Annotated in this window: 24 protein-coding genes and 4 pseudogenes; 10 read left to right on the forward strand and 18 right to left on the reverse strand. The window is 65.9% G+C overall.

Going from position 1 to position 24,003, the window contains the following annotated elements:
- The first annotated feature begins 107 nt into the window (after positions 1-107).
- The gene (locus OKW39_RS28915) at positions 108-614 is read left to right on the forward strand and encodes a PRC-barrel domain-containing protein (protein WP_184044898.1); all 507 of its coding nucleotides are present in this window, start codon (positions 108-110) and stop codon (positions 612-614) included.
- An 80-nt stretch (positions 615-694) separates the two neighbouring features.
- Here OKW39_RS28915 and OKW39_RS28920 read toward each other — a convergent pair whose 3' ends face one another.
- A complete protein-coding gene (locus OKW39_RS28920; RefSeq protein ID WP_090811852.1) occupies positions 695-934 on the reverse strand; it encodes a hypothetical protein in 240 nt (79 codons plus the stop codon).
- A gap of 349 nt (positions 935-1,283) precedes the next feature.
- Here OKW39_RS28920 and phaZ point away from each other — a divergent pair, with 349 nt between their 5' ends.
- Positions 1,284-2,582, forward strand: coding sequence for a polyhydroxyalkanoate depolymerase (phaZ, locus tag OKW39_RS28925; protein WP_429564191.1), 1,299 nt, complete (start codon positions 1,284-1,286; stop codon positions 2,580-2,582).
- A gap of 68 nt (positions 2,583-2,650) precedes the next feature.
- Here phaZ and OKW39_RS28930 read toward each other — a convergent pair whose 3' ends face one another.
- The 3 genes from OKW39_RS28930 to OKW39_RS28940 all read right to left on the reverse strand — a co-directional run bounded on the left by OKW39_RS28930 (position 2,651) and on the right by OKW39_RS28940 (position 4,261).
- Entirely contained in the window at positions 2,651-2,965 is a 315-nt protein-coding gene (locus OKW39_RS28930) for a hypothetical protein (RefSeq protein ID WP_429332670.1), read from the reverse strand.
- A gap of 137 nt (positions 2,966-3,102) precedes the next feature.
- Positions 3,103-3,849, reverse strand: coding sequence for an acetoacetyl-CoA reductase (phbB, locus tag OKW39_RS28935; protein ID WP_187613367.1), 747 nt, complete (start codon positions 3,847-3,849; stop codon positions 3,103-3,105).
- A 64-nt stretch (positions 3,850-3,913) separates the two neighbouring features.
- Complete coding sequence (locus OKW39_RS28940; protein WP_429332669.1) at positions 3,914-4,261, reverse strand: polyketide synthase; 348 nt, start codon at positions 4,259-4,261, stop codon at positions 3,914-3,916.
- A gap of 204 nt (positions 4,262-4,465) precedes the next feature.
- Here OKW39_RS28940 and OKW39_RS28945 point away from each other — a divergent pair, with 204 nt between their 5' ends.
- Together OKW39_RS28945 and OKW39_RS28950 are read left to right on the forward strand one after the other, a co-directional pair.
- Entirely contained in the window at positions 4,466-5,305 is an 840-nt protein-coding gene (locus OKW39_RS28945) for a universal stress protein (RefSeq protein WP_184069548.1), read from the forward strand.
- Positions 5,306-5,328: 23 nt separating this feature from the next.
- Positions 5,329-5,700: pseudogene (locus tag OKW39_RS28950) on the forward strand (universal stress protein); the annotation flags it as partial.
- 207 nt (positions 5,701-5,907) lie between these two features.
- On the opposite strand, the gene OKW39_RS28955 reads toward OKW39_RS28950, so the two are convergent.
- Positions 5,908-6,369 carry a universal stress protein gene (locus OKW39_RS28955; RefSeq protein WP_187613365.1) on the reverse strand — a complete coding sequence of 154 codons (462 nt, stop codon included), beginning with the start codon at positions 6,367-6,369 and terminating at the stop codon, positions 5,908-5,910.
- A 320-nt stretch (positions 6,370-6,689) separates the two neighbouring features.
- On the opposite strand from OKW39_RS28955, the gene OKW39_RS28960 reads away from it, so the two are divergent.
- The 4 genes and pseudogenes from OKW39_RS28960 to OKW39_RS28975 all read left to right on the forward strand — a co-directional run.
- Positions 6,690-7,097 (forward strand): two-component system response regulator, encoded by a 408-nt coding sequence (locus OKW39_RS28960; RefSeq protein WP_429332667.1) that lies wholly within the window; start codon positions 6,690-6,692, stop codon positions 7,095-7,097.
- A 16-nt stretch (positions 7,098-7,113) separates the two neighbouring features.
- Positions 7,114-7,896 (forward strand): fumarate/nitrate reduction transcriptional regulator Fnr, encoded by a 783-nt coding sequence (fnr, locus tag OKW39_RS28965; RefSeq protein ID WP_429564192.1) that lies wholly within the window; start codon positions 7,114-7,116, stop codon positions 7,894-7,896.
- Between the two features lie 122 nt (positions 7,897-8,018).
- Entirely contained in the window at positions 8,019-9,119 is a 1,101-nt protein-coding gene (locus tag OKW39_RS28970) for a PAS domain-containing sensor histidine kinase (RefSeq protein WP_429564193.1), read from the forward strand.
- A pseudogene (locus OKW39_RS28975) lies at positions 9,053-9,193 on the forward strand (hypothetical protein); the annotation flags it as partial. The gene OKW39_RS28970 and the pseudogene OKW39_RS28975, both read left to right, overlap by 67 nt.
- Here OKW39_RS28975 and OKW39_RS28980 read toward each other — a convergent pair.
- From OKW39_RS28980 to OKW39_RS28990, 3 genes are all read right to left on the reverse strand, one after another.
- Positions 9,153-9,623: a universal stress protein gene (locus OKW39_RS28980; protein WP_429360140.1), complete on the reverse strand. Its 471-nt coding sequence runs from the start codon at positions 9,621-9,623 to the stop codon at positions 9,153-9,155. The pseudogene OKW39_RS28975 and the gene OKW39_RS28980 sit on opposite strands and share 41 nt — an antisense overlap.
- Before the next feature lie 50 nt (positions 9,624-9,673).
- On the reverse strand, positions 9,674-10,675 hold the full coding sequence (locus OKW39_RS28985) for a universal stress protein (protein WP_429360142.1): 1,002 nt from the start codon (positions 10,673-10,675) through the stop codon (positions 9,674-9,676).
- Between the two features lie 159 nt (positions 10,676-10,834).
- Entirely contained in the window at positions 10,835-11,824 is a 990-nt protein-coding gene (locus tag OKW39_RS28990) for a zinc-dependent alcohol dehydrogenase family protein (RefSeq protein ID WP_429564194.1), read from the reverse strand.
- A gap of 431 nt (positions 11,825-12,255) precedes the next feature.
- On the opposite strand from OKW39_RS28990, the gene OKW39_RS28995 reads away from it, so the two are divergent.
- Complete coding sequence (locus tag OKW39_RS28995) at positions 12,256-12,630, forward strand: DUF3564 domain-containing protein (protein ID WP_090810855.1); 375 nt, start codon at positions 12,256-12,258, stop codon at positions 12,628-12,630.
- Positions 12,631-12,679: 49 nt separating this feature from the next.
- Here OKW39_RS28995 and OKW39_RS29000 read toward each other — a convergent pair.
- The 5 genes and pseudogenes from OKW39_RS29000 to OKW39_RS29020 all read right to left on the reverse strand — a co-directional run.
- Positions 12,680-12,799 (reverse strand): annotated as a pseudogene (locus OKW39_RS29000) (RNA polymerase sigma factor); the annotation flags it as partial.
- A 55-nt stretch (positions 12,800-12,854) separates the two neighbouring features.
- Positions 12,855-14,273, reverse strand: a complete 1,419-nt coding sequence (locus OKW39_RS29005) for an FAD-binding oxidoreductase (protein WP_429564195.1) — start codon at positions 14,271-14,273, stop codon at positions 12,855-12,857.
- Positions 14,274-14,412: 139 nt separating this feature from the next.
- Positions 14,413-15,960 (reverse strand): UxaA family hydrolase, encoded by a 1,548-nt coding sequence (locus OKW39_RS29010; protein ID WP_429564196.1) that lies wholly within the window; start codon positions 15,958-15,960, stop codon positions 14,413-14,415.
- Between the two features lie 48 nt (positions 15,961-16,008).
- Positions 16,009-17,298 carry an MFS transporter gene (locus OKW39_RS29015; RefSeq protein WP_429564197.1) on the reverse strand — a complete coding sequence of 430 codons (1,290 nt, stop codon included), beginning with the start codon at positions 17,296-17,298 and terminating at the stop codon, positions 16,009-16,011.
- Positions 17,299-17,429: 131 nt separating this feature from the next.
- Positions 17,430-17,585, reverse strand: a pseudogene (locus tag OKW39_RS29020) (mannitol dehydrogenase family protein); the annotation flags it as partial.
- A 326-nt stretch (positions 17,586-17,911) separates the two neighbouring features.
- Between OKW39_RS29020 and OKW39_RS29025 the strand changes: the two are divergent.
- Entirely contained in the window at positions 17,912-18,622 is a 711-nt protein-coding gene (locus OKW39_RS29025; protein WP_090810849.1) for a FadR/GntR family transcriptional regulator, read from the forward strand.
- Positions 18,623-18,666: 44 nt separating this feature from the next.
- On the opposite strand, the gene OKW39_RS29030 is transcribed toward OKW39_RS29025, so the two are convergent.
- The 5 genes from OKW39_RS29030 to OKW39_RS29050 form a co-directional block, all read right to left on the reverse strand.
- On the reverse strand, positions 18,667-19,644 hold the full coding sequence (locus OKW39_RS29030) for a N(4)-(beta-N-acetylglucosaminyl)-L-asparaginase (RefSeq protein WP_429564198.1): 978 nt from the start codon (positions 19,642-19,644) through the stop codon (positions 18,667-18,669).
- Between the two features lie 41 nt (positions 19,645-19,685).
- Positions 19,686-20,399 carry an ABC transporter substrate-binding protein gene (locus OKW39_RS29035; protein WP_429564199.1) on the reverse strand — a complete coding sequence of 238 codons (714 nt, stop codon included), beginning with the start codon at positions 20,397-20,399 and terminating at the stop codon, positions 19,686-19,688.
- A 52-nt stretch (positions 20,400-20,451) separates the two neighbouring features.
- A complete protein-coding gene (locus OKW39_RS29040) occupies positions 20,452-21,372 on the reverse strand; it encodes a LysR substrate-binding domain-containing protein (protein WP_429564200.1) in 921 nt (306 codons plus the stop codon).
- Between the two features lie 74 nt (positions 21,373-21,446).
- A complete protein-coding gene (locus tag OKW39_RS29045) occupies positions 21,447-22,694 on the reverse strand; it encodes an amidohydrolase family protein (protein ID WP_429564201.1) in 1,248 nt (415 codons plus the stop codon).
- A 66-nt stretch (positions 22,695-22,760) separates the two neighbouring features.
- Positions 22,761-23,951: a M24 family metallopeptidase gene (locus tag OKW39_RS29050; protein ID WP_429564202.1), complete on the reverse strand. Its 1,191-nt coding sequence runs from the start codon at positions 23,949-23,951 to the stop codon at positions 22,761-22,763.
- Between the last annotated feature and the right edge of the window lie 52 nt (positions 23,952-24,003).

The following is a 24,003-nucleotide window of genomic DNA, read 5'->3' on the forward strand; positions in this document are numbered from 1 at the left end:
CAGCGCAGCCGTCTCGACACGGCGTGTTTTTATTCTAGTCTTCGAATCCGGTCTCGGGTACGGGTCTTGCGAACCGCAGATATTCCGTGGAAATCAGGAGTTTCGACATGAACCCGCTCGATCCGCTCGACCCGAACGCCTCCGCGACTCCCGTACAGCCCAGCGCCGGCGCACGTATCGCCGGCAGCGGCGTCGGCGACGGTCCCGGACCCGAGGTCATGGCCGCCGCGACGCTCGACGGCAACAAGGTGATCTCTTCCGATGGCCAGGACCTCGGCAAAATCTCCGACATCATGCTCGACGTGCGCAGCGGCCGCATCGCGTATGCGGTGCTGACGGAGGGCGCTTTCCTCGGCATCGGCGGGACCTTGCACGCGATCCCGTGGCGTTCGCTGACGCTCGACACGGACCGCAAGTGCTTCCAGCTGGACGCCACGGCCGAGCAGGTGAAAAGCTCGCCGGGCTTCGACAAGGACCATTGGCCGGCAATGGCCGATCGCGCATGGGGGACGTCGGTCCATCAGTTCTATCATCGCGAACCGTACTGGGAAGCGACGCGCAGTGTCGTCGAAAGCGATCCCGCGACACGTGTCGATCCGACGAGCGGAATCTGAAGACACGCATCGCGACGCTCGAGCACCGCTACCTCGCACGCGTTGCCTGTTGCGGCGAGCACGCGAGGCGCGGTGCGCTGTTACACCCCGATGGTCCGCGTCGTCTTCAGCGCGATCCACGTCATGCCTTCGCGCAAGCCTTCGAGTACCGCTTCTCTTTCCACGGCGAACACCTGCGACTGATGAAAGGTGCGTTCGAAGTCACCCTCGGGCGACACATGTTTGACATGGATCGTCGACAGGAACCCGCCTTCCTGCGCCTCCCGCGTCTCGACGCTCACGGACCATGTTCCTTCCTGCGCGTTTGCTGATATGGCCATTGGATGCTCCTCGGGGTTGTCGCGAGCGACTGCCATCGTCAGCGTAATGGCCCGCAACGCCTCTCTCGTTGATCCACGTCAACCGTCAACACGAACCATGAGTCACGCTCGACGTCGTTCGCTTTCCCCGATACTTTCAGCTCCGTTTCAGACGCACGCCATCGCGTGAAAACCCTGCCGGGAAAACGCGCAATGCCTCTTGCACGCGGCGTGCTTGGCGCGCCGCGCGCACCGATTTCGCGCCCCTCGCCGCGACGTTTCGCGGTAAGCTTTGCGACGGTATCCGCGTCACGAGTTCGTGCCGGTGCGGCCACGCTGCCCTCATGATCGACGAACGTCGGAGTTCATCATGTGGTACGCCTTCATCGATGCACAGCAACGCCTCGCGCGCGCGATGGTCGGAGGAGTTCTGTCCGAACCGGAGTCGGGGCCGCGCCCGCAAGCGGGCTGGCTCGGCCCGGAGCAGGCGGCCGACGCGTTCAGCTACTGGCTGCTGAGATCCGCCTGCGCTTTCGAACGAACGCCGACATTCGCGATCCACTCCGTTGCCGGCAACGGTAGCCGCGTTACCGTCGACGAAAGCGTCGTCGCCTCCTTGCCGCTCGGCGCGCTGCTCAGGTTCAAGCGCAACCCCTCTACACCCCCTACCGACGCAAAACTGCCGGTGCTGTTGTGCGCGCCCCTCGCCGGACATCACTCAGTCATGCTGCGCGAGACCGTCGAAACGCTGCTCGAGGAACGTGACGTGTTCGTGACCGATTGGGCCGACGCGCGCGACGTGCCGCGCGAAGCGGGCCCGCTATCGCTCGACGACTACGTGCAGGCGCTCGAAAGCTTCGTCGGCGCCGCCCGCGCGTTCGGTTCGCCGGTTCATGTGATCGCGATCTGTCAGGCGAGCGTGCCTGCGCTCGGCGCCGCGGCGCTGCTCGCCATGGACGAGGCGGCGCCGATCGCGAGCCTCTCGCTACTCGGCGGCCCGATCGATACCCGTTTGAACCCGACCATCACCGACCGCTTCGCCAGTTCCCATTCGCTCGAGTGGTTTCACGACCATGCGATCGATATCGTTCCACCGCCCTATTGCGGCGCGGGGCGTCTCGTGTATCCGGGCTTCATCCAGCAGACCGCGATTTTTGCCGCGCATCCGGAGCGGCAGTTGCGACTCGAAGCGGATTACTGGTCCCGATGGCTCGCCGGCGACATGCCCGGTGCGCAGCGGGCGCTGCGCTCGGCAAACGAATATGCCGCGGTGCTCGACATGGCGGAGTGCTACTTCTTCGACATGCTTCGTGTGGTGTTTCACGAACATCTGTTGCCGCGCGATCTGTGGTCGGTCGCCGGGCGCCGGGTACGAATCGCCGCGCTGCGCGATACCCCGCTGTGCTCGATCGAGGGTGACAGCGACGAGATCACGGGCGCGGGGCAAACGCATTGCGCGCATGCGCTGTGCGATGCATCGCCGATGCGCGCCGCGCGGCAGCTCACCATCGAGCAGTGCAATCACTACGACCTCTTCATCGGGCCGCGTTGGCGCGATGCGGTTCATCCGGGGCTCTGCGAATTCTGGCGCGATGTCGAGCACGCCGCGTTGAAGGTTTGCCGGCCGCGCCGCGCGGCCAGGGGTTCGGCAAACCGCAAATCGGCGTGAGGTGGCCGGGAAAACGTCAGCAGTCCGCATCTGACGAACGCCGAGCGTCACGTCACGACGCAAGTTCGTCAGTTCCCACGCTCGGTGCCGATCGCTGTTTCGAGGGTCATTTCCGCCGCATCGAACGCGCGACGGATCGCCGCTTTGGCGTCGTCGTCAGTGCAGTGCGCGACGGGCTTGAACTCGCGCGCGGGCGTGACCAGATCCAGCCTCACGTCATACAGCGGATGCGCCGATCCCGGACGCAACGCCTCGATGGCGAGATGGCAGTGCGACACGAGCGCGCCAAACCGCGCGAGACGCACCAGTTGCGCACCTGCTTCCGCTTCGAGCGGAGCGGCACCCGCAAAGCCAAGGTAGACGATCTGCATGTCGATGCCCATCTTCGCCTCCCCTTGCGAGTGTCGATCGAACCTGTTCCGCGCAGACTCAGGGTCCAGGCGCCTGCTATGGGGCTTATCTTGTTCTTGCCAGAAAGACAGTCATTGACGTGGGTCAAGCGCGGTGAAGGCGAGCACCCTCACTGCATATGCATACCCCCGTTAATCGCAATGTCCGCACCGGTGATAAAAGCCGCCTCCTCCGAGCATAGAAACGCGATCAACGCCGCCACCTCGTCCGGACGTCCCAGCCGGCCGAGCGGAATCTGCGGCAGGATCTTCGTGTCGAGGATCTCGCGCGGCACCGCTTCGACCATCGCGGTCGCGAGATAACCGGGCGACACCGTGTTCACCGTGACGCCGTGCTTCGCGGTTTCGAGCGCAAGTGCCTTCGTGAAACCGTGCACGCCCGCTTTGGCCGCTGAATAATTGGTTTGCCCGTAGGCGCCGCGCGAACCGTTGACCGACCCCACGTTGACGATGCGGCCGTGGCGCCGCTCGAGCATGCCGGGCAACAGCGGCTTGCTCATGTTGAACAGGCCATCGAGATCGGTGCGCAGCACGGCGTCCCAGTGCTCCTTGCTCATCTTCGCGAAGCTCGTGTCGTGCGTGATGCCCGCGTTGTTGATCAGCACGTCTACCGCGCCCAGTTCGGTCAGCACGCGTTGCGCGCAGCGCGCGCATGAATCGAAGTCGGCGATGTCGGCTTCGTACGCGTGAAAGTCGCGCCCCGTGTCGCGCTCGTGCTGCAGCCATGTCGACACGTGATCGTTGTGCGTCGAGTGCGTCACCGCGACCGTCATGCCCGCGTCATGAAGCGCCCGGCTGACCGCCGTGCCCAAACCGCCCATCCCGCCTGTGACCAATGCCACGCGATCCGTTCCCATCTGAACTCCTCCTTGCCGTGTCTGCCATTGACGGTGCGCGCGCCGGCCTTGCCGGCTCGCGCGGCTAAACGACGCCCGCGAACGGCAGCGCGTTCTGCGAGCTCCACCACCATGCGCTCAGGCCGCCCGCGAGCGGCGCGACGCCTGGCGCGATGCCGTACCCCGCCTGCCACCACGCATACCAGGCGGCGCAAGCGCGGTTGGCCTCGCCGAACCAGTCCGCCTCACGCTGCGCGACGAAAGCGATCGACTTGCTCCAGTCGGCGAAGCACCGCTCGGCGTACTCGTGTGCCGCGCCCTGTGCGGTCTGATACGCCGCCGCGTAGTCGAGCCAGCCTTCGGGCGGTCCGGACGCCGTCGAGGTCCATGGTGAAGCGGGGCGCCCGGGCGGCGCATCGGATTCGGAAATCATGATCGCTGCCCTCCAGAGCACAGCATAGGATTGCCAGGCGCGGTTGCAAACCGTCGAGCGTGCCTGCCACTGTATTGAACGCGCGGCGGCCCGCGCTTGATCTGCATCAACAGCCGCGGCCGCCGGGCCCTTAGACTCCATTTGACGACGGGCTCGAGCCTGCTTGCGCCCGTTTCCCCACGTTTCTGTCACGGAGCTTTGGCGATGAGCTACAAAAGCATTCTCGTTCACCTCGATACGAGCGTTCGTGCACATCCGCGCCTCGAAATCGCATTGCAGCTCGCACACCGCTTTCATGCGACGCTGACCGGCCTGTTTTCGACGTACGTGCCACCGCGGCACGCGTTCTTCGTGATGGCCGGCACCGCCGACTACTACGCGGAGCACGAGCGTCTGCGGCACGAGCGTGCCAGCGCGCTCGAGCGGCTGTTTCGTGCGGAACTCGCGCGCGCGAACGTCGACGGTCATTGGATCGCCGCGAACGGCTACGCGAACGACGTCGTGCCGCCCTATGCGCGTCTCGCCGATCTGATCGTGCTCGGGCAGACCGATCCGACCGATCCCGAGGCGTTCGTCGCCGAACAGTTCGTCGAGCACGTCGTGCTGTCGGCCGGGCGGCCGGTGCTGCTGGTGCCGTCGGGCGGCACCTTCGCGGCGCCCGGCCGCCACGTGCTGATCGCGTGGGACGGCAGCCGCGAAGCCACCCGCGCGATCCACGACGCGCTGCCGTTCCTCGCGCACGCGTCCAAAGTGACGCTGCTGACGGTTCATTCATCGGGCGATCGTCCGCCGCGCGACACGGTTCCGGGCGACGACATCGCACTCACCGTCGCACGTCACGGCGTCAAGATCGACGTGCGCGAACTGAGCGTCGCGGACGGCACGCCGGTCGGCGACGCGCTGCTGTCGCAGGCGGCCGACCTCGGCTGCGACATGATCGTGATGGGCGCCTACGCGCATTCGCGTCTGCACGAAGTCGTACTGGGCGGCGCGACGCGCACGATGCTCGAGTCGATGACCGTGCCGGTGCTGTTGTCGCACTGAAGTGACCGCTTAAGGAGTCCGCCATGTTTCACCGCCTACTCGTCGCGCTCGATGGCAGCGACACCGCCTCCCGTGCGTTCGACGCCGCGCTGACCCTTGCCGCCGAATCGGGCGCCGAGCTGCAGCCGCTGTACGTGATCGACGTGCCCGTCATCGCCTACGACGCGCCCGGCTTCGACCCTTGCGTGATCCAGGACGCCTTCATCGAGGAAGGCAAGCGGATCGCGGCCGATGCCCAGAGCCGGATGACCGCGCGCGGGATCAAGGGCACGGCCCGCACCGTCGAAGCCGCGATCACCGGCGAAGACGTCGCGCATCGCATCGTCGAGGCGGCGCTCGAATGGCACGCCGACGCGATCGTGATGGGCACGCACGGCCGCCGTGGTGTTCAACGACTGATGCTCGGCAGCGTCGCCGAGCGCGTGCTGCGCAGCGCCAGCTGCCCGGTGCTGATGGCGTTCCCGCGCACGCGAACGGCGCGACGCGCGATCGGTCAGTCCCGGCCTGCGCCGAAAACGAACTCACCTGAGCTGAGCCGCGAAAACCAGGCTGCTGCGCGGCCGCTCCTACGCGATCGCGCCACGGCTGCGCGACGCGGCGCTTCAGGGCCGCGCGTGCCCGGGTTCGTCATGCCGCACGATCAGCACCGGCTTGTCGGTCGCACGCACGAGCGACTCCGCGACGCTGCCGAGCAGAAAGCGCTGCACGCCGTGGCGGCCGTGCGTGCCCATCACGATCAGATCGGCTTCGATTTCGTCGGCGACGCGCGCGAGCACCGCGGACACGCTTTCGGCGTACGCGTCGATCACCCGCACGCCGCCGGGCACCTGCGCCTCGCGCATCAACTCGCGCGGTGCATCGAGCGCGCGGCTGGCGAATTCTTGCGCCGCGGTCGCCGGTTCCGGCTCGAAAGCCACATCGGCATTGTCCGACCACTTGCCGTGCCCTACCACGCAGCAGGCTTCGAGTGTGGCGCCCGTCAGCTTCGCGAGCTTCAGCGCCTCGGCAAAGGCGCGCTGCGCGCTGGGACTGTCGTCGAGCGCAACCAGAATTCGTGCATACATGTTGGACTCCCTGTGAAAGCGCTGGCATGAACCGAAGCGGTGCCGTCGCGTGTCCGCGCCGACAGTGTGAAGCGCGCGCCGCCGCGCGGCTTGACGCAGGTCAATGGGTCTTTATCGGCTCGTTCCGTGATTACTTGATCAACTGCATGCCTGCGACTTTCGAAGCCGTCACGTCGAAAGTAGCCGTGTACTCGCACTCGGCTACATACCCCATCGCCAGCCATGCACTAGGAATATTCCTACAACACTACCCGAACTCCTAGCGCCGCTTAAATCCCCGCCGATATATTTCTGAGATGAGGTCGCCAATACTGGTCGGTATGGACACCGCCCCGCCAGCCACCTTATCGAGAGTCTTCCTCGTCGACGATGCGACCGAGGTCCGGCGCCGGCTTGCTTGCCTGATCGCGCTGATTCCCGGCATCGAAATCGCCGGCGAGTCCGCCGGCGTCGAGCACACGTTCGACGACATCGTCGCGAGTCGCGCCGATGTCGCGGTGCTGGACCCGTGCTTCTCGGGCAAGACCAATCTGCTGCTGCTCGCGGCGCTGTCGCGGGTGCGGCCGTCCATCGTCAGCATCGTGTTGACCAATCATTGCACGACGGCGTTTCGCCGAGCGTGCGAAGCGGCGGGCGCCGACTTCTGCTTCGACAAGACCTCGGAGTTCGAACTCGCCTGCCGTGCCATCGAAGCGATTGCCTATGCGCGTCGTGCGCATCCGGTCTGAGCGCCAGGAGCCGAGCATGCAAGTTGCCACAGTCTGTGAACCCCGCCACGACGCGCCCCGCAGTTCGCACGTCGTACCGATCCACGTCGTGCCACGCACCGCGGCCACACGCTACGCCGTGACGCGCTGCTCCACCTGCGCGATGCGCGCGATCTGCATGCCGCCCGAGCTGACATCCGACGAACTGAGCCGACTCGACACGTTGATCTGCTCGACGCGCTCGATCAAACGCGGTGACGCGCTGTATCGCGCGGGCGACGCGTTTCAAAGCATCTACGCGATCCGCGCCGGATCGTTCAAGACCGTGGTCATGCATCGCGACGGCCGCGAGCACGTGACTGGCTTCCAGATCGCCGGCGACTCGCTCGGCCTCGACGGCATCGGCGAGGGCAAGCAGAATTGCGATGCGATCGCGCTCGAAGACAGCGTCGTGTGCATCATTCCGTTCGCGCAACTCGAAGCAATCTGTCGCGAGATGAAGCCGATGCAGCATCACATCTACCAGATGATGAGCAGCGAGATCGTGCGCGAATCGAGCCAGATGATGCTGCTCGGCACGATGAGCGCCGAACAGCGCGTCGCGACGTTTCTGCTGAATCTGTCGAAGCGCTTCAAGGCGCGCGGCTTTTCCGCGGCGGAGTTTCATTTGCGCATGACCCGCGAGGAAATCGGCTGCTTTCTGGGCATGAAGCTCGAAACGGTGAGCCGGATGTTCTCGAAGTTCCAGCGCGAGCGCCTCGTCAAGGCGAACGGCAAAACGATCCGCATCGAAGACGCGGAAGGACTGGCTCGGGTTTGAACGCCGACGCGACGCTCGCCTCACGTTCGTTCGCGGGACATGCCGGGTGGAACAAGCGCTCCCGAACTGATATAACTCGGTGCATTGCGGTGCGCGGCCTTGCGTGACCGCCCGGAGGAGCGATGGGTCTGTCGAGCGGCGAGTCTTTCTGCTTCAGCAGTGCGGCGTCCGTTTCGGATGGGCCAGTCGAGGATCGCTATTTCATGTTGATCGATGCGGTTCAGGACTATGCGATCTTCATGCTCGACGTGTCCGGCCGCGTGACCAGCTGGAATCCCGGCGCACAGCGCATCAAGGGCTACACGCCCGAAGAAATCATCGGCCAGCATTTCTCGAAGTTCTATACCCCGGAAGACATCGCGGCCGGCAAGCCCGCCCGCGAACTGGAAATCGCCGCAGCCGTAGGCCGCACCGAGGACGAGGGCTGGCGCGTACGTCGCGACGGCTCGCGTTTCTGGGCCAACGTGGTCGTTTCCGCCGTGCACGACGCGTCGGGCGCGCTGCTCGGCTTCGCCAAGATCACGCGCGACCTGACCGAACGTATGCGCCTCGCGGAACTCGAACGCGCGGATCAGGTATCCACCCACGTGCAGATCGCCCGCGAAAACGAGCAGAAACGTATGGCGCGCGAACTGCACGACGATCTCGGCCAACGGCTGACCGCGCTGAAAATGAGCGTCGCGCTGCTCGAAGCGAAGCTGAAAAGCCAGGCCGACACCGAGCCGCTGGCCGCGCAGACGCATGAACTGCAAAAGCAGATCGACTGGATGGCCGCTTCGCTGCGGCGTATCGCCGCCGATCTGCGGCCCCCGCTGCTCGACGACCTCGGGCTCGCCGCCGCGCTCGACTGGCTGGCCGAAGACTTCACGAAACGCTACGACGTGCGCTCGAGCGTGCATCTCGAACCGGCCGAGCCGGTGTGCGGCGAATTCGCGGCGACGGCGCTGTTTCGCATCGTTCAGGAGGCGTTGACGAACGTCGCGCGGCACGCCAAGGCCAGCCGCGTACGCATCGACATGACCTGCGCGGACCCCATCGTATCGCTCGATATCGAGGATGACGGCGTGGGTGTCGCGCTGGATCGGTCGCAGGGAACAGATTCATTCGGTTTGCTCGGCATTCGCGAACGCGTGCGGCAATTGCGCGGCAACGTGTCGTTCACCAGCTCGCCGGGCCATGGCTTCAGGATCTCGATCCAGATACCGGCCGACGCGCTCGCGTAATGCTCACGCGCTGCCGCGCCCCGCTGTCGCGGGTTACTCTGCTGGCGCATCCTCGGTGCTTGGCTCGCGCATGAGCAGCACCGGACAGGTCGAGAAACGCAGCACCCGCTCCGCCACGCTGCCGATCACGAGGCGCCGCACGCCGCGTCGCCCATGCGTGCCCAGCACAAGCAGATCGGCGTGGATCTGCTCGCCGTGGCGCAGCACGATCGCGGCGACGTCGTCGGACAGGCTCTCCGACTCGATCATTTCAGGGCGGCAAGGCACATCGGCGGCGGCGCAGGCCTGTTCGGCCTCCTCCAGCACCAATTGGCCGTCCTGGCGCAAGGCTTCGACGAGCGTGAGCGGGTCGTAATAGCCGGCATAGGAAAAGAGCGGCGTCTTGTCGACCACATAAACCGGATGCACGACGCCCTTCGTCAACGCGGCGAGATTCACCGCTTCTTTCAGCGCGCGTTTCGAGAAAGTACTGCCGTCTAGCGCGACGAGGATATGTTGGTACATGCCGATTCTCCACTGAGGTTGGATTTGTCAACGCGCGTGGCGCGCCCCTGCTACAGATAAAAGGGCCCGCCCGGACTGCCCAGATACGGCTCCCGCCACTCGCCGTGCGGCACGTCGTCCGCCCGCAACGACGACGCGCCGCGCGGACACACGAGCACGGGACACGCCGCGTCGCGCAGCGTGCGCGACGTCACGTGCCCCGGCAAAGGGTGCGGCGCGCCGCGCATGCCGTGCGAACCCATCACGATCAGGTCCGCGTGCCAGCGTTGCGCTTCGTCGAGAATCGCGCTCGACGCATCGCCGCAATCATCGTCGAACTCGAGCAACGCGGTTTCGGCCGCGCGCCGGCTTTGTTCGAGCATCGCCGCGCCGCGCCGCAAGACATCGATTCGATGCTGCGACACGACTTCGAACGGCAGCCATTCGCACCACGCGAAGCGGTCGTCGGCCGCGTAGACGACCTTGATGCGCGCGTCGGGCGGCGCTACCGCGAGCGCGGTGCGCAGCGCGTCGAGCGCGGTGTCGCTGCCATCGATCGCGACCAGCACGCGGCTCACCGCCGAGGCATCGCTCGCGTCGGTCGACCTCGCCGGCATGTACAGCACCGGACGCCCGATCGACGCGACCAGTTCCTCGGGATCGATACGGCTGTCCCAGCGATGTTCACGCGGATGCGCGGCCACCGCGACCAGATCCGCGTCCCATTGCGTCGCCGTGTGAGCGAGCGCTTCGGCCGCGCCCTGATGCAGCGCGGTGAGATCGACGATCTCGGCGTCGGTCGCCGCGACGACGCCGTGCAACGCGATCACCGCGTCGCGCAGCGCGGCCTGCGCGCCGTGCAGCATCGCGCGATGCGCCTCGCACCAGTCCGGATAGCTGAGCATCAGCGTCGGATAAAGCGCGGCAGGATTGCAAACGATATCGACGAGACGAAAGCGCGCATCCGCCGCGACCAACTGCCGGGCGACGCGCGTGCCGAGCGGCAGTCCGCTGCCGCCCGCGGACGCGATCATCACGCGGTGGAAGGTGTTGCGCCCGGCAGCAGTGTTCATCGGCTCTCCTCGGATCGTCGCACCGCGAGGCGGCGCGTCAAGCGCGTCGCTTCACACCTCGGCCCGTGACGGGGACGCCAACGGTTCGCGCTTACATGAATGAACGCCGACGCGGCGCGCGGCTTGATCTGTATCAAGCGCCAACGGCTCGCTAGCGGATCACGGGCGGACCGCGAGCACGGCCGCGCCGGTCAGGTTGCCGTTGCGCAGATCGTCGAGCGCGCGGTTCGCGTCGCGCAACGCGTAAGTCGTCGTCTCGATCGCGAGCTGCATCTCGGCGGCGCTGCGCATGAACTGAAGCCCATCGTCGCGGGTCAGATTCGCGACCGACACCACGCGCCGCTCGCCCCACAGAAACGCGTACGGGAACGACGGAATGTCGCTCATATGAATGCCGCCGCACACCACCACGCCGCCTTTCGCGACCGCCTGCAACGCCAGCGGCACCAGTGCGCCGACCGGCGCGAACAGCAGCGCGGCGTCGAGTTCGCCGGGCGGTGCCTCGTCGCTGCCGCCGGCCCATGCCGCGCCGAGGCGCAGCGCGAGTTGCTGGGCCGCGTGGTCGCCGGGACGCGTGAACGCATAGACGGTGCGCTGCTGGTGACGCGCCACCTGCGCGACGAGATGCGCGGCCGCGCCGAAACCGTAGATGCCGATCCGTTCGGCGTCGCCCGCCATGCTCAACGTGCGATAGCCGATCAGACCCGCGCACAGCAGCGGCGCGGCCTCGACATCGCTGTAGTGCGGCGGCAGATGAAAGCAGTAGCGGCTGTCGGCGACCGTGCGCTCGGCGTAGCCGCCGTCGATCGTGTAGCCGGTGAAGCCAGCGTCGTCGCAGAGATTTTCGCGGGCGGACAGACAGTAGCGGCAGTGGCCGCAGGTGCGCCCGACCCACGGCACGCCGACCCGCTCGCCCACCGTGAAACCGCTGACGCCCGCGCCCAATTCGGCCACCACGCCGACGATTTCGTGGCCGGGAATCACCGGCCGCTTTGGATGCTCGAGCTCGCGGTCGACCAGATGCAGGTCCGTGCGGCACACGCCGCACGCATGAACGTCGATCAGGATCTCCCCGGCACCGGGCCGCGGATCAGGCACTTCCCGCTCGGTCAGCGTCGCCGAGCTGCCGTCGAACACCATCGCTCGCATCGGGTTCTCCTTCAGATGCTTCGGCGGCGACAAGCTGCCGTCATGGCGGACAGCGAGGCGCGCGCCGTTCTCATCAGCGTAGGCGCGCCATTGTGTCGCGCGATCGGCCCGCGCCGTAGACCGTTTGATCGAAGTCAATAAGGGGCGTTTCGCCGCCCGTACACTGATCTTATTCCTGATACGGGAGTACGTGCCGTGATTGCGCGAATCCGAAACTGTCTGCTCGTGTGCTCGGCGTGCGCGCTGACGGCCGGCGTTGCCTATGGCGAGCCCGAGCCGAGCGCGGTGGGCCGTTATCGGCGCAGGACGCGCACACGCTCGTGCAATGGGTACTTAGCCAATAAGGACTCGATGCGCACGCAGCGGGCCCGCTGCCGACGCGCGATGGCGCCGGCAATGCGAATCAGTTGTATACATTGCGGAGACATGTCATGCGTTTGACTGTTCATCTCGACACGTTCGATCGTGTCAACCCGATGGCCTTCGCCATTCTCTGGCTCGACAAGGACACGCGGCAATGGTCGCGCGAAGGTCATTTCGGGCTCGAGTTGCCCGAATGGGGCGCGTTGCATATGGATTGCGGCAATACGCTCGTGTGCGCGCCGCATAGCTCCGCGCCGGTCTGCGTGCTCGAGGGGCTCGATCTGAATCAGCTCGACGGGCCGTTCGAAGGCGAGGTCGGCCGCGTGCAGTGGTGCGCCGAGCACGGCCGCATCCTCGCGAGCGGCCACTGGCGCGTGCAATGCATCGACGTCGAACGGACGGCACCGGAAAACGGCGTATTCGCAACCGGCGAAGACGCCTGAATCGGCACAGCTCCGGCGTACCGCGTCGCCGATGCCATGACGCGCCGCCGGATATTTCCGTGAGTACGCTCACAACGATGCGATCGCACTGCGCCCCGCCGAATTCGAACACGTCGCGCTCGGCGAGATCGAGTGCCTGAGCAAGCGACTCGCGCAACATGCTGCGCGCGTTCCCGAGCTGCTGAAAGCGCCGTGGCTGCGCACGCAGATTCGCGCCGCGCACACTACATCGCGATCACCTTGCCAGGGTTCAGGAGATTGTGCGGATCGAGCGCGAGCTTGATCGCCTTCATCGCGGCGAGTTCGGCCGGCGAGCGTGACAGGCCGAGCACGCTCAGCTTCTCCTCGCCGATCCCATGCTCGGCCGATACCGAGCCGCCCATTTCCCCCGTCAGTTCATAGACGACGCGCTTGACGTCGTCGATGGCCTCGTCGGTCCAGCCAGGTTCTTGCACCACCACGTGCAGATTGCCGTCGCCGAGATGCCCATAGACGAGGATCGTCGCTTGCGGCCAGCGCGCGCGCAACCGCTCGTCGCAGCGCTGCGCCGCGTCGCCCGCCTGCGCGACCGCGAAGCTGATGTCGAACGAGATGCGTCCCGGAATCAGGCGCGGATATTCGGCTGGCGCGTCGCGAATCGCCCAGAACGCCGCGGCGTCCGCGTCCGATTGCGCGATTGCGGCGTCGGCGATCACGCCGGCGTTCAACATGTCGGCGAGGAATTCCTCGAAAGCCGCCGACTGCCGTTCCGGGTCCGCGCCGCAAGTCTCGAGCAATACGTAGTAGGCGTGATCGCTCGCGAGCGGCACGCGCAGTTCGGGCAGGCGTTGCCGCACGAAGTCGCAATAGCTCGGCCACATGACCTCGAACGCGGACACGCCGGCCGGCAGCCGCTCCTGCGCGCGGCCGAGCAGCGTGGTCACCGCCGCGCAGTCCGTCATGCCGCACCATGCGGTCGAGATCGCGCGCGGCTTGGCCCGCAGGCGCAGCACCGCGCGCGTGATGACCGCGAGCGTGCCCTCGCTGCCCGTCAGCAGGTTGCGCAGGTCGTAGCCGGTATTGTTCTTGATCATCTTGCGCTCGCCGCCGATCACGCTGCCGTCGGCGAGCACCGCTTCGACGTCGAGCACCTGGTCGCGCATCATCCCGTAGCGGATCACGCGATTGCCGCCCGCATTGGTCGCGATGTTGCCGCCGATCGTGCAACTGCCGCGCGCGCCGAGGTCGAGCGCGAACATGAAGCCGGCGTGATCGGCCGCTTCCTGCACGACCTGCAGCGGTGTGCCCGCGAACACGGTCATCGTCGCGCTGACCGGATCGATGTCGATGACGCCGTTCATCCGCTCGACGCTCAGCGCGACCTCCTCCCCAAGCACGCAGGCACCGCCCGCGTGCCCGGTCATGCCGCCTTGCGTGACGACCGGCTGCCGGAATTGATGGCAGATCCTGAGCGCGGTGGCGACCTCTTCGGTCGTGCGCGGGCGGATCAGCGCGATCGGATCGGTCGATGGCGTGCCGCTCCAGTCCGCGAACCGCCGCCCGCCAAATTCGGCCGGCAGGCTCACGATGTCAGCGCCGAGCGCCGCGCGCAGCGCGGCGACGGCTTCGTTACCGCGGGTCGCGGAGATCGGTTCCTGCTGCATCGGATATCTCCAGTTCGTCAGACGGGCAGAGCCGCTGCGCGCGCTTCACCTCGCGGCCTGAATGAAGGCGGCGTTCCAATTGCATCCTCCAATGCGTGATCCGTTCGGCTATTCGGTCGTGTCGCTGCAATGCACCCGCTCAGGTCACCACGCCGACCTGCCACGGCACGAACTCGCTTTGCCCATAGCCGTGCAGCTCGCTCTTCGTGCGCGTGCCGGACGCGCAGTCGAGCATCATGCGAAAGATCGCTTCGCCGAGTTCGTCGATGCTCGCGCTGCCGTCGACCACACCGCCGCAATTGATATCGATGTCGTCCTGCTGGCGCTCCCACAACGCGGTGTTGGTCGCCAGCTTCAATGACGGCGACGGCGCGCAGCCATAGGCGGAGCCGCGCCCGGTCGTGAAGCAGATCAGGTTCGCGCCCGAGGCGACCTGTCCCGTCGCCGACACCGGATCGTAGCCGGGCGAATCCATGAATACGAAGCCCTTCGCGGCGATCGGCTGCGCGTATTCGTAGACGTCGACCAGATTCGTCGTGCCGCCCTTCGCGACCGCGCCGAGCGATTTTTCGAGGATCGTCGTCAGGCCGCCCGCCTTGTTGCCCGCCGATGGGTTGTTGTCCATCGCGCCGCCATTGCGCGCGCAATAGTCCTGCCACCATGCGATGCGCGCGAGCAGCTTGTCGCCGACCGCGGCGCTCACCGCACGCCGCGTCAGCAGATGCTCGGCGCCGTAGATTTCCGGCGTCTCCGACAGGATCGCGGTGCCGCCGTGCCGCACGAGCCGATCGACCGCGGCGCCGAGCGCCGGATTCGCGGAGATGCCAGAGTAGCCGTCCGAACCGCCGCACTGCAGACCGACGCATAGATGCGAAGCCGGCACCGGCACGCGCTGCACGCGGTTCGCGTCGGCGAGCATCTCGCGCACCATCGCGATACCGAGTTCGATCGTCTTGCGCGTACCGCCGCTGTCCTGGATCGTGAAGCTGCGCAGCTTCGTCGTGCTGGCGTCGAGACCGCCCGCGGCGAGCACGCCGTCGATCTGATTCGTCTCGCAGCCTAGGCCGACGAACAGCGCCGACGCGAAGTTCGGATGCACCGCGTAACCGGCCAGCGTGCGACGCAGGATCGCAATGCCCTCGCCTTGCATGTCGATGCCGCAGCCGAGCCCGTGCGTCAAGGCGATCACGCCGTCGACGTTCGGATAGTCGGCGAGCGCGTCGGGACGCACGTCGCGCCGGAAATGATCGGCAATCGCGCGCGCGACCGTCGCCGAGCAGTTCACACTGGTCAGAATCCCGATGTAATTGCGCGTCGCGATGCGGCCGTGGTCGCGGCGAATGCCCATGAAATGCGCGGGTTCCTCGACGTAGACGGTCGGCTGCGCATCGACGCCGAACGCGTGCTCGCGCGCGAACTCCGACATGCCGAGATTGTGCGTGTGGACATGCTGGCCGCGCGCGATCGCCTCACGCGCGACGCCGATGATCTGGTTGTAGCGCTTGACCGGCTCGCCTTGCGCGATGTTGCGCGTCGCGATCTTGTGCCCCGGTGGAATCAGTCCGGCGACGACCAGTTGTTCCGCCTCGATGCGCGTGCCCGGCAGCAACTGCCGGGTCGCGATGATGACGTCGTCGCCGGGGTGCAGGCGGATGATCGCGGACGCGACGCTAGCTTGAGTCGACATGAGAAGCCTCGAAAACAGGGTTATCCGTATGCGTTGACACAGAATACGTCAGATCGTGGAGCGCGCGCCCTTCGGCAGATCGCGGCTTTCCGATTCCAGCGACAGCGGCTCGATGCGTCCCACGATGAAAAGATAGCTGAACGCGCCGAGAAAGCAGAAGCCGCCCGCGACGACGAGCGGGATCGTGAACGAGCCCTTCGTCATTGCGACCATCACGCCGGTGAACGTCGTAATCACGATCCCCGCCAGATTCGACGCAAAGTTCTGGATGCCGCCGATCGACGCGACATGGCGCGGTGTCGGCGCGACATCGCAGGGCAGCGACCAGATGCTCGCCGCGGCGAACGCGAGGCTGCCATAGGCGATACCGAAGAACGCGAGCATCAGATACGTGTTCTCCGTGAACGCCGACAGCGTGATCACCGACGACACCAGCATGCCACCGACCATGCAGGTCTTGCGCGCAGCCGTCAGGCTCCAGCCGCGCCGGAACAGCGCGTCGGACACATAGCCGCCGAGCCAGCCGCCCGGAATCGCGATCAGCGCCGGAATCATGCCGAGCGTGCCGAGCGATTTCAGCGAGAAGCCGCGCGTCTGCACGAGATAGCTCGGAAACCACGTAATGAAGAAGTAGATCACGAAGTTCAGGCAGAAGAAGCCGAGCATCATGCCCCACAGCGTGCGATGGCGAAACAGCGATGCCCACGTCACGTTGTCCTGGCCGCCTCTCGCTTGAGCCGCCGGCGCAGCGTTGCGCGCGGTCTCCATCGCGTCCTGCACGGGATTCCGATAGATCACGAACCAGCCGACGATCCACACCGCGCCGAGCAAGCCGGTGAGGACAAAGGCGGCCTTCCATCCGAGCGTGCCGATGATCAGCGCGACCACGGGAATCGACAGCGCGGAGCCGACCCGCGAGCCGCTATCGAAGATGCTGGTCGCGATCGCGCGCTCCTTGGGCTCGAACCATTGGCTGACGAGCTTCGTGCAGGACGGATACGCGCCCGCCTCGCCGACGCCGAGCAACAGGCGGCAGCCGAACATGCCCGCGACGCTGGTCGTGACCGCGGTGGCCGCGGTAAACACCGACCACCACCCGACCGCGAGCGGCAACGCGATGCGCGCGCCGACACGATCGACGAACCAGCCGAACGGCATCTGCATCAACGCGTAGGTCCAGAAGAATCCGCTCAGGATGAAGCCCATCTCGGCGGGGCCGATGCCGAGCGCCTTTTCGATTTGCGGCGCGGCGACCGCGAGATTCGCACGATCGACGTAGTTCACCGCGATCGCGAGAAAGCACAGAAAAATCACTACCCAACGCATCTTCTTCTTCATGAAACCGTCTCCTCCTGGGCTGGCATCTACTCTATTTGGATGAACCATGCGGCCTCGTGGCCGCCGGTGTGCTGCCGGGGTGTGCTGCCGGGGTGTGCTACGGATCTACTGCGGATTTGCGGCCCGCGTCGTTAGCCGTCGTGCGTGCACGCGGCAAGCGCCGCGCTTAGACGCGGTTGCTCGACACGCACGCCAAGCTCGCGCGCGAGTTCGATCACCGGCTTGAAACGCCGCTCTTTCTTTTGCTCGTGATTGCGCGCGATGTCGGCGAGGCGATGATCGAGGAACCGCCGGCCTCGCGCGTTCGGCGAGCGCGAGTTGGCCGGGTTGTTCGCAAATGACAGTCTTCATCGTCATGGAGAAATTGATCGGGTGTCGGGATGCGGAGCGACCAGCAGGGCTGCACGGCTGGCGTCTCCTCGGCGTCAATCTGGCCTTACCAATTTGCAAAAATAATGGCGAGTGCGATACTGGTCAAGCCAATTCGCACGGAGTTGGGGGAAACCCCGAACGCTGTCGCCGAACACGCACGATTTGCGCGCCGGGCGCTTCGATCTACAATCGGCGCTCGCCTTATGGGGCTTGCACAAGCTACATCGCCGGGAATCGTTTCGTGACCACCAGACCTGCCGACACTCGCCGCCTCTATCTTCAGATCGCGGAAAAATTGCGCGAGCTGATCGCTCAGCCGGACTTCGCGCCGAACGGCCGCCTGCCGCCCGAGCGCGCGCTGGCGGAGACGCTCGGCGTGTCGCGGCCGTCGGTGCGTGAGGCACTGGTCGCGCTGGAACTGGAAGGGCTCGTCGAGATTCGTATGGGTTCGGGCGTCTACCTGTGCGCGACGCCGTCCGCGCAGAATGATGCGTCGCTGTCGCAGGCCGAACTCGGCGATAGCCTGCTCGACATCCTCGGCGCGCGCTGCCTGATCGAAGGCTCGATCATCGCGAGCGTCGCACCGTTCTGCAAACCGAAAGATCTGAAGATGCTGCGCGCCATCTACAACGAGATGGAGCGCGAAGTAAAAGCCGGCAGAATTCCGGTCGCGGCCGATCGCGCGTTCCATCTCGCGATCGCGCAAATGTCCGGCAATGAGGTGCTCGTGCGCACCGTCAGCTCGCTATTCGATGCGCGGCATAGTCCGCTGTCGGAAAAGCTGCGCGGCCACTTCGAGAACGAGACGACGTGGGGCGCCGTGCCCGACGAACATCTCGTGATTCTCGAAGCGCTGGAGGCGCATGATGCGATTCAGGCGCAAGCGGCGATGCAGCGTCACTTGAAGCTATCGTTGGAGCGGGTGATTGCGGGGGGGCAGAAGACGTCTTAGGTGCCGCTGCGGGAATACCGCTGATTCACCACTACGCGTCACCCTCACACGTCGGTATAAACCTGCATCGCAATCCGCTTGCTCTGCGGCTCACCCGCCGAGATCTGGATCAGCTCGCAAGCACGGCGCTCCGGCTGCGCCATGACTGGCGTCCACACCCAGTAGTGATTGCCCGGCAAGCCATTGACCGCCACCACGCAGTAATTGCCCGCGGCATCGATCGCATGGATCGTCACGCGGCTGATCAAGCCGCCCTTGAGCGCGCGCATATCGTCGACCGCTTCGGTGACCGCGCGCTCGACGCTCATGCCCATTTTCATGTAGAGCACCACCGCGCGCGCCGTACCGGCGCGGATCGTCATCTCGCCCGCGCCCGTGCATGCGCAGGCGCCGTAACGGCTATCGGCATAGGAGCCCGCGCCGATCACGGGGCTGTCGCCGAGACGGCCCGGATATTTCCAGCCCCATCCCGATGTACTCGTGCCGGTCACGACATTGCGGGCGCTGTCGAGCGCAAGAAAAACCGTCGTGTCCTTGCCGATCTCCGGATCGACCGCGTCGTGGCAATAGCGTTCGAGCGGCACGTTCGGCCACGCGGCCCTGTCGGCCGCGATGACTTCGCCGTCGAACCAGCGCGCGTAGGCCTTGCGCGAATGATCGGCGAGCAGCTCGCAGCGCTCCGCACCCGTTTCGGCCGCATAGCGCGCGGCGCCCTCGCCGATCAGCAGCTCGTGCGGCAGCCGTTCCATCACGGCACGCGCGACGCTCACCGGATGCCTGAAGCCCTTCAGACCGCCCACCGCGCCAGTGCGCAGCGTCGAGCCATCCATCACCGACGCATCGAGCTCGACTTCGCCGAGCAGATTCGGCCAGCCGCCACGCCCGACCGTGCGCACCTCTTCGTCATCTTCGACGAGCCGGATGCCTGCCTCGACCGCGTCGAGTCCGGCACCGCCATTGCGCAGCAGTTCCGCGGTCAAGCCGATGCCGGATTTACCTTCGTTGTTGGTCAGAATAATCATGTGTTTGGGTCTTGCAGGCAGAAATGTGCGGAGCCTCGGGGTCAAAGTCCAGCGCGGAAATCCTTGTTCCAGAAGTCGAGCATTTCCGTTTTGTGTTTCATCAGCATCGCGAAGTCGACCGGCACGATCCGCTCCAGCTCCTTGCCCGAGAAGCCCACCGCCTGTTGCAACGACGGCGGCAGGTTCGCGTTCGTGATCGTCGGCGCGTAGCCCATCGATTCGGCGAACGCGCGCTGGGAACGCGGATCGAGCATCGCATTCAGATAGGGAAACGCGCAGGCGGACGATTTACTGCCCGCGGTGACGGCGGCCTCGAACGTGGCCGGTAATGCGCCCTCCTTCGGGAACACGTAATCGACCGCGAGGCCCGCCTTTTGCCACTGCAGCGTGCGCGCCTTCCACGTGACGGTCACGACGATCTCGCCGCTCTTGAGCGCCGACGCCAGTGCATCGACCGACGGATACACTCGCGGCGATGCCTCGCGCAGTGCGCGCAAATACTTCTGCCCGAGCGCAAGATCGTTCGCTTGCCCACCCGAGGCAAGCGCGCCCGCGAGCGTCAGATAGTCATACTGATCATCGACCAGGCCGATTTTGCCCTTGAATTGAGGGTCCAGCAGCGCGGCGAGACCGTCCGGGCGCGTGCGCACCCTGTCGGTATCGTAGACGAGCGCGAGCGCGCTGAAGATGTGCGGGACCGCGTAGCTGCGACGAAATTGCGGAATCACGTTGGTGGTTCGGCAGCAGCGCGTCATCGAGTTTCGCGGTCGTGCCTTCGGAGTACATCTGGAACATGGCGGCAATCGGTCAGCTCGCTGCCGTCAAGCGCGTATTCACGGCCACCAGCACTTCTTCGAGCGTCTCCTCCATCACCTTCGACAATTCGTCGAGATGCGGAGCCGGCGCGGCGCCATGCGGCGTGATCTTCAGCGTGTAGAAAGGCATTGCGTGCTCGAAGCGGCGCAAGATCAGATTCGAATCGAGAAAGTCGTACGCCGACACCGGATGCAGCAAACCGATGCCGAGGCCTTCCTTGACCATCGTCGCGATGTTGACCGAATACGGCGCGGTCGCCACCACCTGCGATTGCAGCTGACCGGTCGCGAACACCTGATCCATGCCCCAGCGCACGAGGTCCGGCAGATCGTACGACACGATCGGCTGATTCCGCAGATCCGCCACCTTGATGACCTTGCGCTTGCCCAGCGGATGACCGGCCGGCAACGCGCAGATCGCGTCGAGCTGCGCGAAGGCGGTCGAATCGGTGCCGGTCACGTCGACCGTATTCGTGACGAGACCGAGCGCGAGTTGACGCGACACCACCTGATCGCTAATCAGCGACGATGCCCCGGTCGTCAACGCAATCTGCACGGCCGGATGCCGCCGATGAAAGTTCGCCACGACGCGCGCGAAGTAGCCGAGCCCGAACGATACGACCGAGCCCACGCGAATCACCGCGGTCGACGGATTGCGCAAGCTCAGAGCGAACTCGCGGATGTTGTCCAGGCCGGCATAGCGCCGCTCGACTTCCTCGAACAGCGCCAGGGCTTCGACGGTCGGTTCGAGCCGGCCGCGGCTGCGATCGAACAGCGTGAGACTGGTCGAGCGCTCCAGATCGGTAATCAGGCGGCTGATGCCCGACTGCGAAGTGCCGATGACCTGCGCGGCGCGAGTCGTCGTGCGCGTGAGCATCAGCGCCCTGAATGCGTCGATGTGCCGAAAGTCCATCCGTTCTCTCCGGATTGCACGGGCCGCCGGCGCTCCCCGCTGTCAACCTCGCTCGCAAGCGAGCGCTGCGCATGTCACGCCGGCAAATCAAAGGCATGGATTCTACCGCCCTTCATCACGACCGGAATGCGCTCGCCCTGCCCCAGCAGACAGTCGAGCGACGCAAGCGGATTGCCGTCGACGACGAGCATATCGGCGTGCGCGCCTGCCGTGATCTGCCCGAGCTGCCCGACCTGGCCGAGCACCTGCGCGCCGACCACCGTTGCGCTGCGCAGGATCTCGAGCGGCGTCAGCACTTCGCTGCGCAAGCGGAATTCATCGCTTTGCAGACGCTGCGATTCGCCGAGCAGATCGCTACCGAAGCCCATCGGCACGCCCGCCGCGCGGAAGATTTCGAGCGAACGCAGGCCCGCCTGGCGCACGCTCCCGATCTTCGCGACGCTGTCGGCGGGCAGGCCGAGCGCTTCGCCTTCGTTCGCGAGCGCGTCGTAGGTGACGAGCGTCGGCACCGCGAACGCGCCGTGCTCGGCCATCACCCGCGCAGCCGCTTCGTCGACCAGATTGCCGTGCTCGATCGTGCGAACGCCGCAGCGTACCGCGCGCGCGATCGCCTCGGCCGTGTACGCGTGCGCGAGCACGTAGGTGCCGCGCGCCCGCGCCTCGTGGACGATCGCCCTGATCTCGTCTTCCGAATAGCCCCATGCGCCGACCGGATCGGTGGGCGAGGCGACGCCGCCCGAGGCCATGATCTTGATCTGGTCGGCACCCATCTGCAGCTCTTCACGCACCGCGCGACGCACGGCATCGACGCCGTCGGCGACACGCGATATCGCGCCGACCCGCGCACAACACGCGCACGGGCTATCGGTGCCGATGTAGTCGCTGCGGCCGCGCATGTCGCCGTGTCCGCCGGTCTGGCTGATCGCGCGGCCCGACACGAACAGGCGCGGACCTTCGGCGAGCCCCTGCTCCAACGCCTGTTTGAGCGCGAAGCCCGCGCCGCCCGCATCGCGCACTGTCGTGAAGCCACGCCGAAGCATGCCTTGCAACAACGGCAACGACTTCAGCGTGACCAGCACGTTCGGCAAGTTCACCTGTGCCGCGAGATTGAGCTGCGTCGCATGCACGTGCACGTGCAAATCGATCAGGCCAGGCATCAGCGTCTTGCCGCGCAGGTCGATTTCGCGTGCGGACACGCTGCGGATCGGCCGGTCCGCGACCTCCTTGATGCGTCCGTTTTCCACCAGCACCGCGTGGTCCTCACGCAATTCGCCGGCAGCCGGATCGAGCAGCGCGCAGTGCGAGAACAGAATCGACTCCATCAGGTCTCCTCCCGGTACAAGATCCGGGTCATCTGCAACGTTGAAGGGTGTCGCGCGCTGCGCGACTCAATCGATGGTCGCGTGCGCGAGCGTGCGAGGGGTCTTCGTCAGCAGCTCCGGCGTCGGGCCGGTCACGACCGAATCGTCGAGCCGGAAACCGCCGAGGCCGTACACATAGATGCCGGGCTCCGCCGAGTACACCTCGTTGTCCAGCAGCGCGCGGTGATTGAACGCCATGTCGTCCGGATACTCGTGACCGATGATGCCCATGCCATGCCCCGTGCGATGACGGATGTACTTCGCGCAGCCGGCCTGCTCGATCACCGCCTGCGCGGCCGCGTCGATACCCGAAACCGGCTGACCCGTGACGGCCGCCGCGACGGCCGCCTCGTTGGCCGCGCGCGCGACCTCATGAAAACGCGCCTGCTCGGCGCCCGGTTTGCCGCAGAACCAGGTGCGCTCGTTCTCGATCACGAGACCGTTCAAACGCGGAATCACGATATTGACGAGACCGTCGCCCGCCTTGATCTGCGCGCCGCACGACGCACCGTCGCCGTGCGGCGACGCCGATGCCGGTCCCGACAAGGTCCAGCAACGCATCACTTCGAGGTTCTCGCCAGGAAAGCGGCGCGCGCCTTCGGTCACCATCAGGGTGGCCATCTGATAGTCGAGTTCCTGAACGAGCCGTCCGGGGCGAATGTTCTCGCGATAGCGGTCCTGCACCCAATCGGCGAGGCTTGCGGCGGCCCGCATGATGGCAATCTCCTCCCGGTGCTTGACCCAGCGCAACGAGCGCAACTCGGCGAGCATCGGCAGGAACTTCGCGTCCGGCAGCAGTGACGCCGCGCGGCCGAGCGGACCGCCGGCGGCTTCGACGCCGATTCGCGATGCGCCAAGCCCGGCGGCACGCAAACGCGCGGCGATTAGCTCCGGGACCTCCGCGAGTAGCGGCTGCCGCTCGACCACGCGCGGATGCTCGGAGTAGAACGAGATATCGTCGAGCCACAGATGTCCGCGCTCGCGCGCCATCATCACGTGATGCGTCGACAGCTCGTTCATGACCGCGAACGGCTCGCCCGACAGCGGCACGCACACGGCGATCGGCCGCTCCCAGGTCTGCACGTCGACGTGGAAATTGGTCGCCCACTGGAAGAAGTCGGCGGACGTGAAGATGAGCGCATCGACTCGCTGACGTTCCATCAGTTTTTGCATCAGGTCGTGACGGTAAGCGCGAGTCTTTTCGGTGAGGATTGGCATCTGTTGTTCCTTCAGGAAGAAGAATTAAGGAGAGGCGCATCCCACACACCAG

The sequence above is a fragment of the Paraburkholderia sp. MM6662-R1 genome, from assembly GCF_050436245.1.
GTDB classification, from domain to species: Bacteria; Pseudomonadota; Gammaproteobacteria; order Burkholderiales; family Burkholderiaceae; genus Paraburkholderia; species Paraburkholderia tuberum.

Excerpts from the sequence above, each read along its gene's own strand:
- OKW39_RS29045 (WP_429564201.1), bottom strand. The coding sequence starts at position 22,694 with ATGGAGTCGATTCTGTTCTCGCACTGCGCGCTGCTCGATCCGGCTGCC.
- OKW39_RS29035 (WP_429564199.1), bottom strand. The coding sequence starts at position 20,399 with ATGACGCGCTGCTGCCGAACCACCAACGTGATTCCGCAATTTCGTCGC.
- OKW39_RS28930 (WP_429332670.1), bottom strand. The coding sequence starts at position 2,965 with ATGGGCATCGACATGCAGATCGTCTACCTTGGCTTTGCGGGTGCCGCT.
- OKW39_RS28955 (WP_187613365.1), bottom strand. The coding sequence starts at position 6,369 with ATGTATGCACGAATTCTGGTTGCGCTCGACGACAGTCCCAGCGCGCAG.
- OKW39_RS28970 (WP_429564193.1), top strand. The coding sequence starts at position 8,019 with ATGGGTCTGTCGAGCGGCGAGTCTTTCTGCTTCAGCAGTGCGGCGTCC.
- phaZ (WP_429564191.1), top strand. The coding sequence starts at position 1,284 with ATGTGGTACGCCTTCATCGATGCACAGCAACGCCTCGCGCGCGCGATG.
- OKW39_RS28940 (WP_429332669.1), bottom strand. The coding sequence starts at position 4,261 with ATGATTTCCGAATCCGATGCGCCGCCCGGGCGCCCCGCTTCACCATGG.
- OKW39_RS28990 (WP_429564194.1), bottom strand. The coding sequence starts at position 11,824 with ATGCGAGCGATGGTGTTCGACGGCAGCTCGGCGACGCTGACCGAGCGG.
- OKW39_RS28920 (WP_090811852.1), bottom strand. The coding sequence starts at position 934 with ATGGCCATATCAGCAAACGCGCAGGAAGGAACATGGTCCGTGAGCGTC.
- OKW39_RS28995 (WP_090810855.1), top strand. The coding sequence starts at position 12,256 with ATGCGTTTGACTGTTCATCTCGACACGTTCGATCGTGTCAACCCGATG.
- OKW39_RS28980 (WP_429360140.1), bottom strand. The coding sequence starts at position 9,623 with ATGTACCAACATATCCTCGTCGCGCTAGACGGCAGTACTTTCTCGAAA.
- OKW39_RS29015 (WP_429564197.1), bottom strand. The coding sequence starts at position 17,298 with ATGAAGAAGAAGATGCGTTGGGTAGTGATTTTTCTGTGCTTTCTCGCG.
- OKW39_RS29005 (WP_429564195.1), bottom strand. The coding sequence starts at position 14,273 with ATGCAGCAGGAACCGATCTCCGCGACCCGCGGTAACGAAGCCGTCGCC.
- OKW39_RS28985 (WP_429360142.1), bottom strand. The coding sequence starts at position 10,675 with ATGAACACTGCTGCCGGGCGCAACACCTTCCACCGCGTGATGATCGCG.
- fnr (WP_429564192.1), top strand. The coding sequence starts at position 7,114 with ATGCAAGTTGCCACAGTCTGTGAACCCCGCCACGACGCGCCCCGCAGT.
- OKW39_RS28915 (WP_184044898.1), top strand. The coding sequence starts at position 108 with ATGAACCCGCTCGATCCGCTCGACCCGAACGCCTCCGCGACTCCCGTA.
- OKW39_RS28945 (WP_184069548.1), top strand. The coding sequence starts at position 4,466 with ATGAGCTACAAAAGCATTCTCGTTCACCTCGATACGAGCGTTCGTGCA.
- OKW39_RS29040 (WP_429564200.1), bottom strand. The coding sequence starts at position 21,372 with ATGGACTTTCGGCACATCGACGCATTCAGGGCGCTGATGCTCACGCGC.
- OKW39_RS29030 (WP_429564198.1), bottom strand. The coding sequence starts at position 19,644 with ATGATTATTCTGACCAACAACGAAGGTAAATCCGGCATCGGCTTGACC.
- OKW39_RS28960 (WP_429332667.1), top strand. The coding sequence starts at position 6,690 with ATGGACACCGCCCCGCCAGCCACCTTATCGAGAGTCTTCCTCGTCGAC.
- phbB (WP_187613367.1), bottom strand. The coding sequence starts at position 3,849 with ATGGGAACGGATCGCGTGGCATTGGTCACAGGCGGGATGGGCGGTTTG.
- OKW39_RS29050 (WP_429564202.1), bottom strand. The coding sequence starts at position 23,951 with ATGCCAATCCTCACCGAAAAGACTCGCGCTTACCGTCACGACCTGATG.
- OKW39_RS29010 (WP_429564196.1), bottom strand. The coding sequence starts at position 15,960 with ATGTCGACTCAAGCTAGCGTCGCGTCCGCGATCATCCGCCTGCACCCC.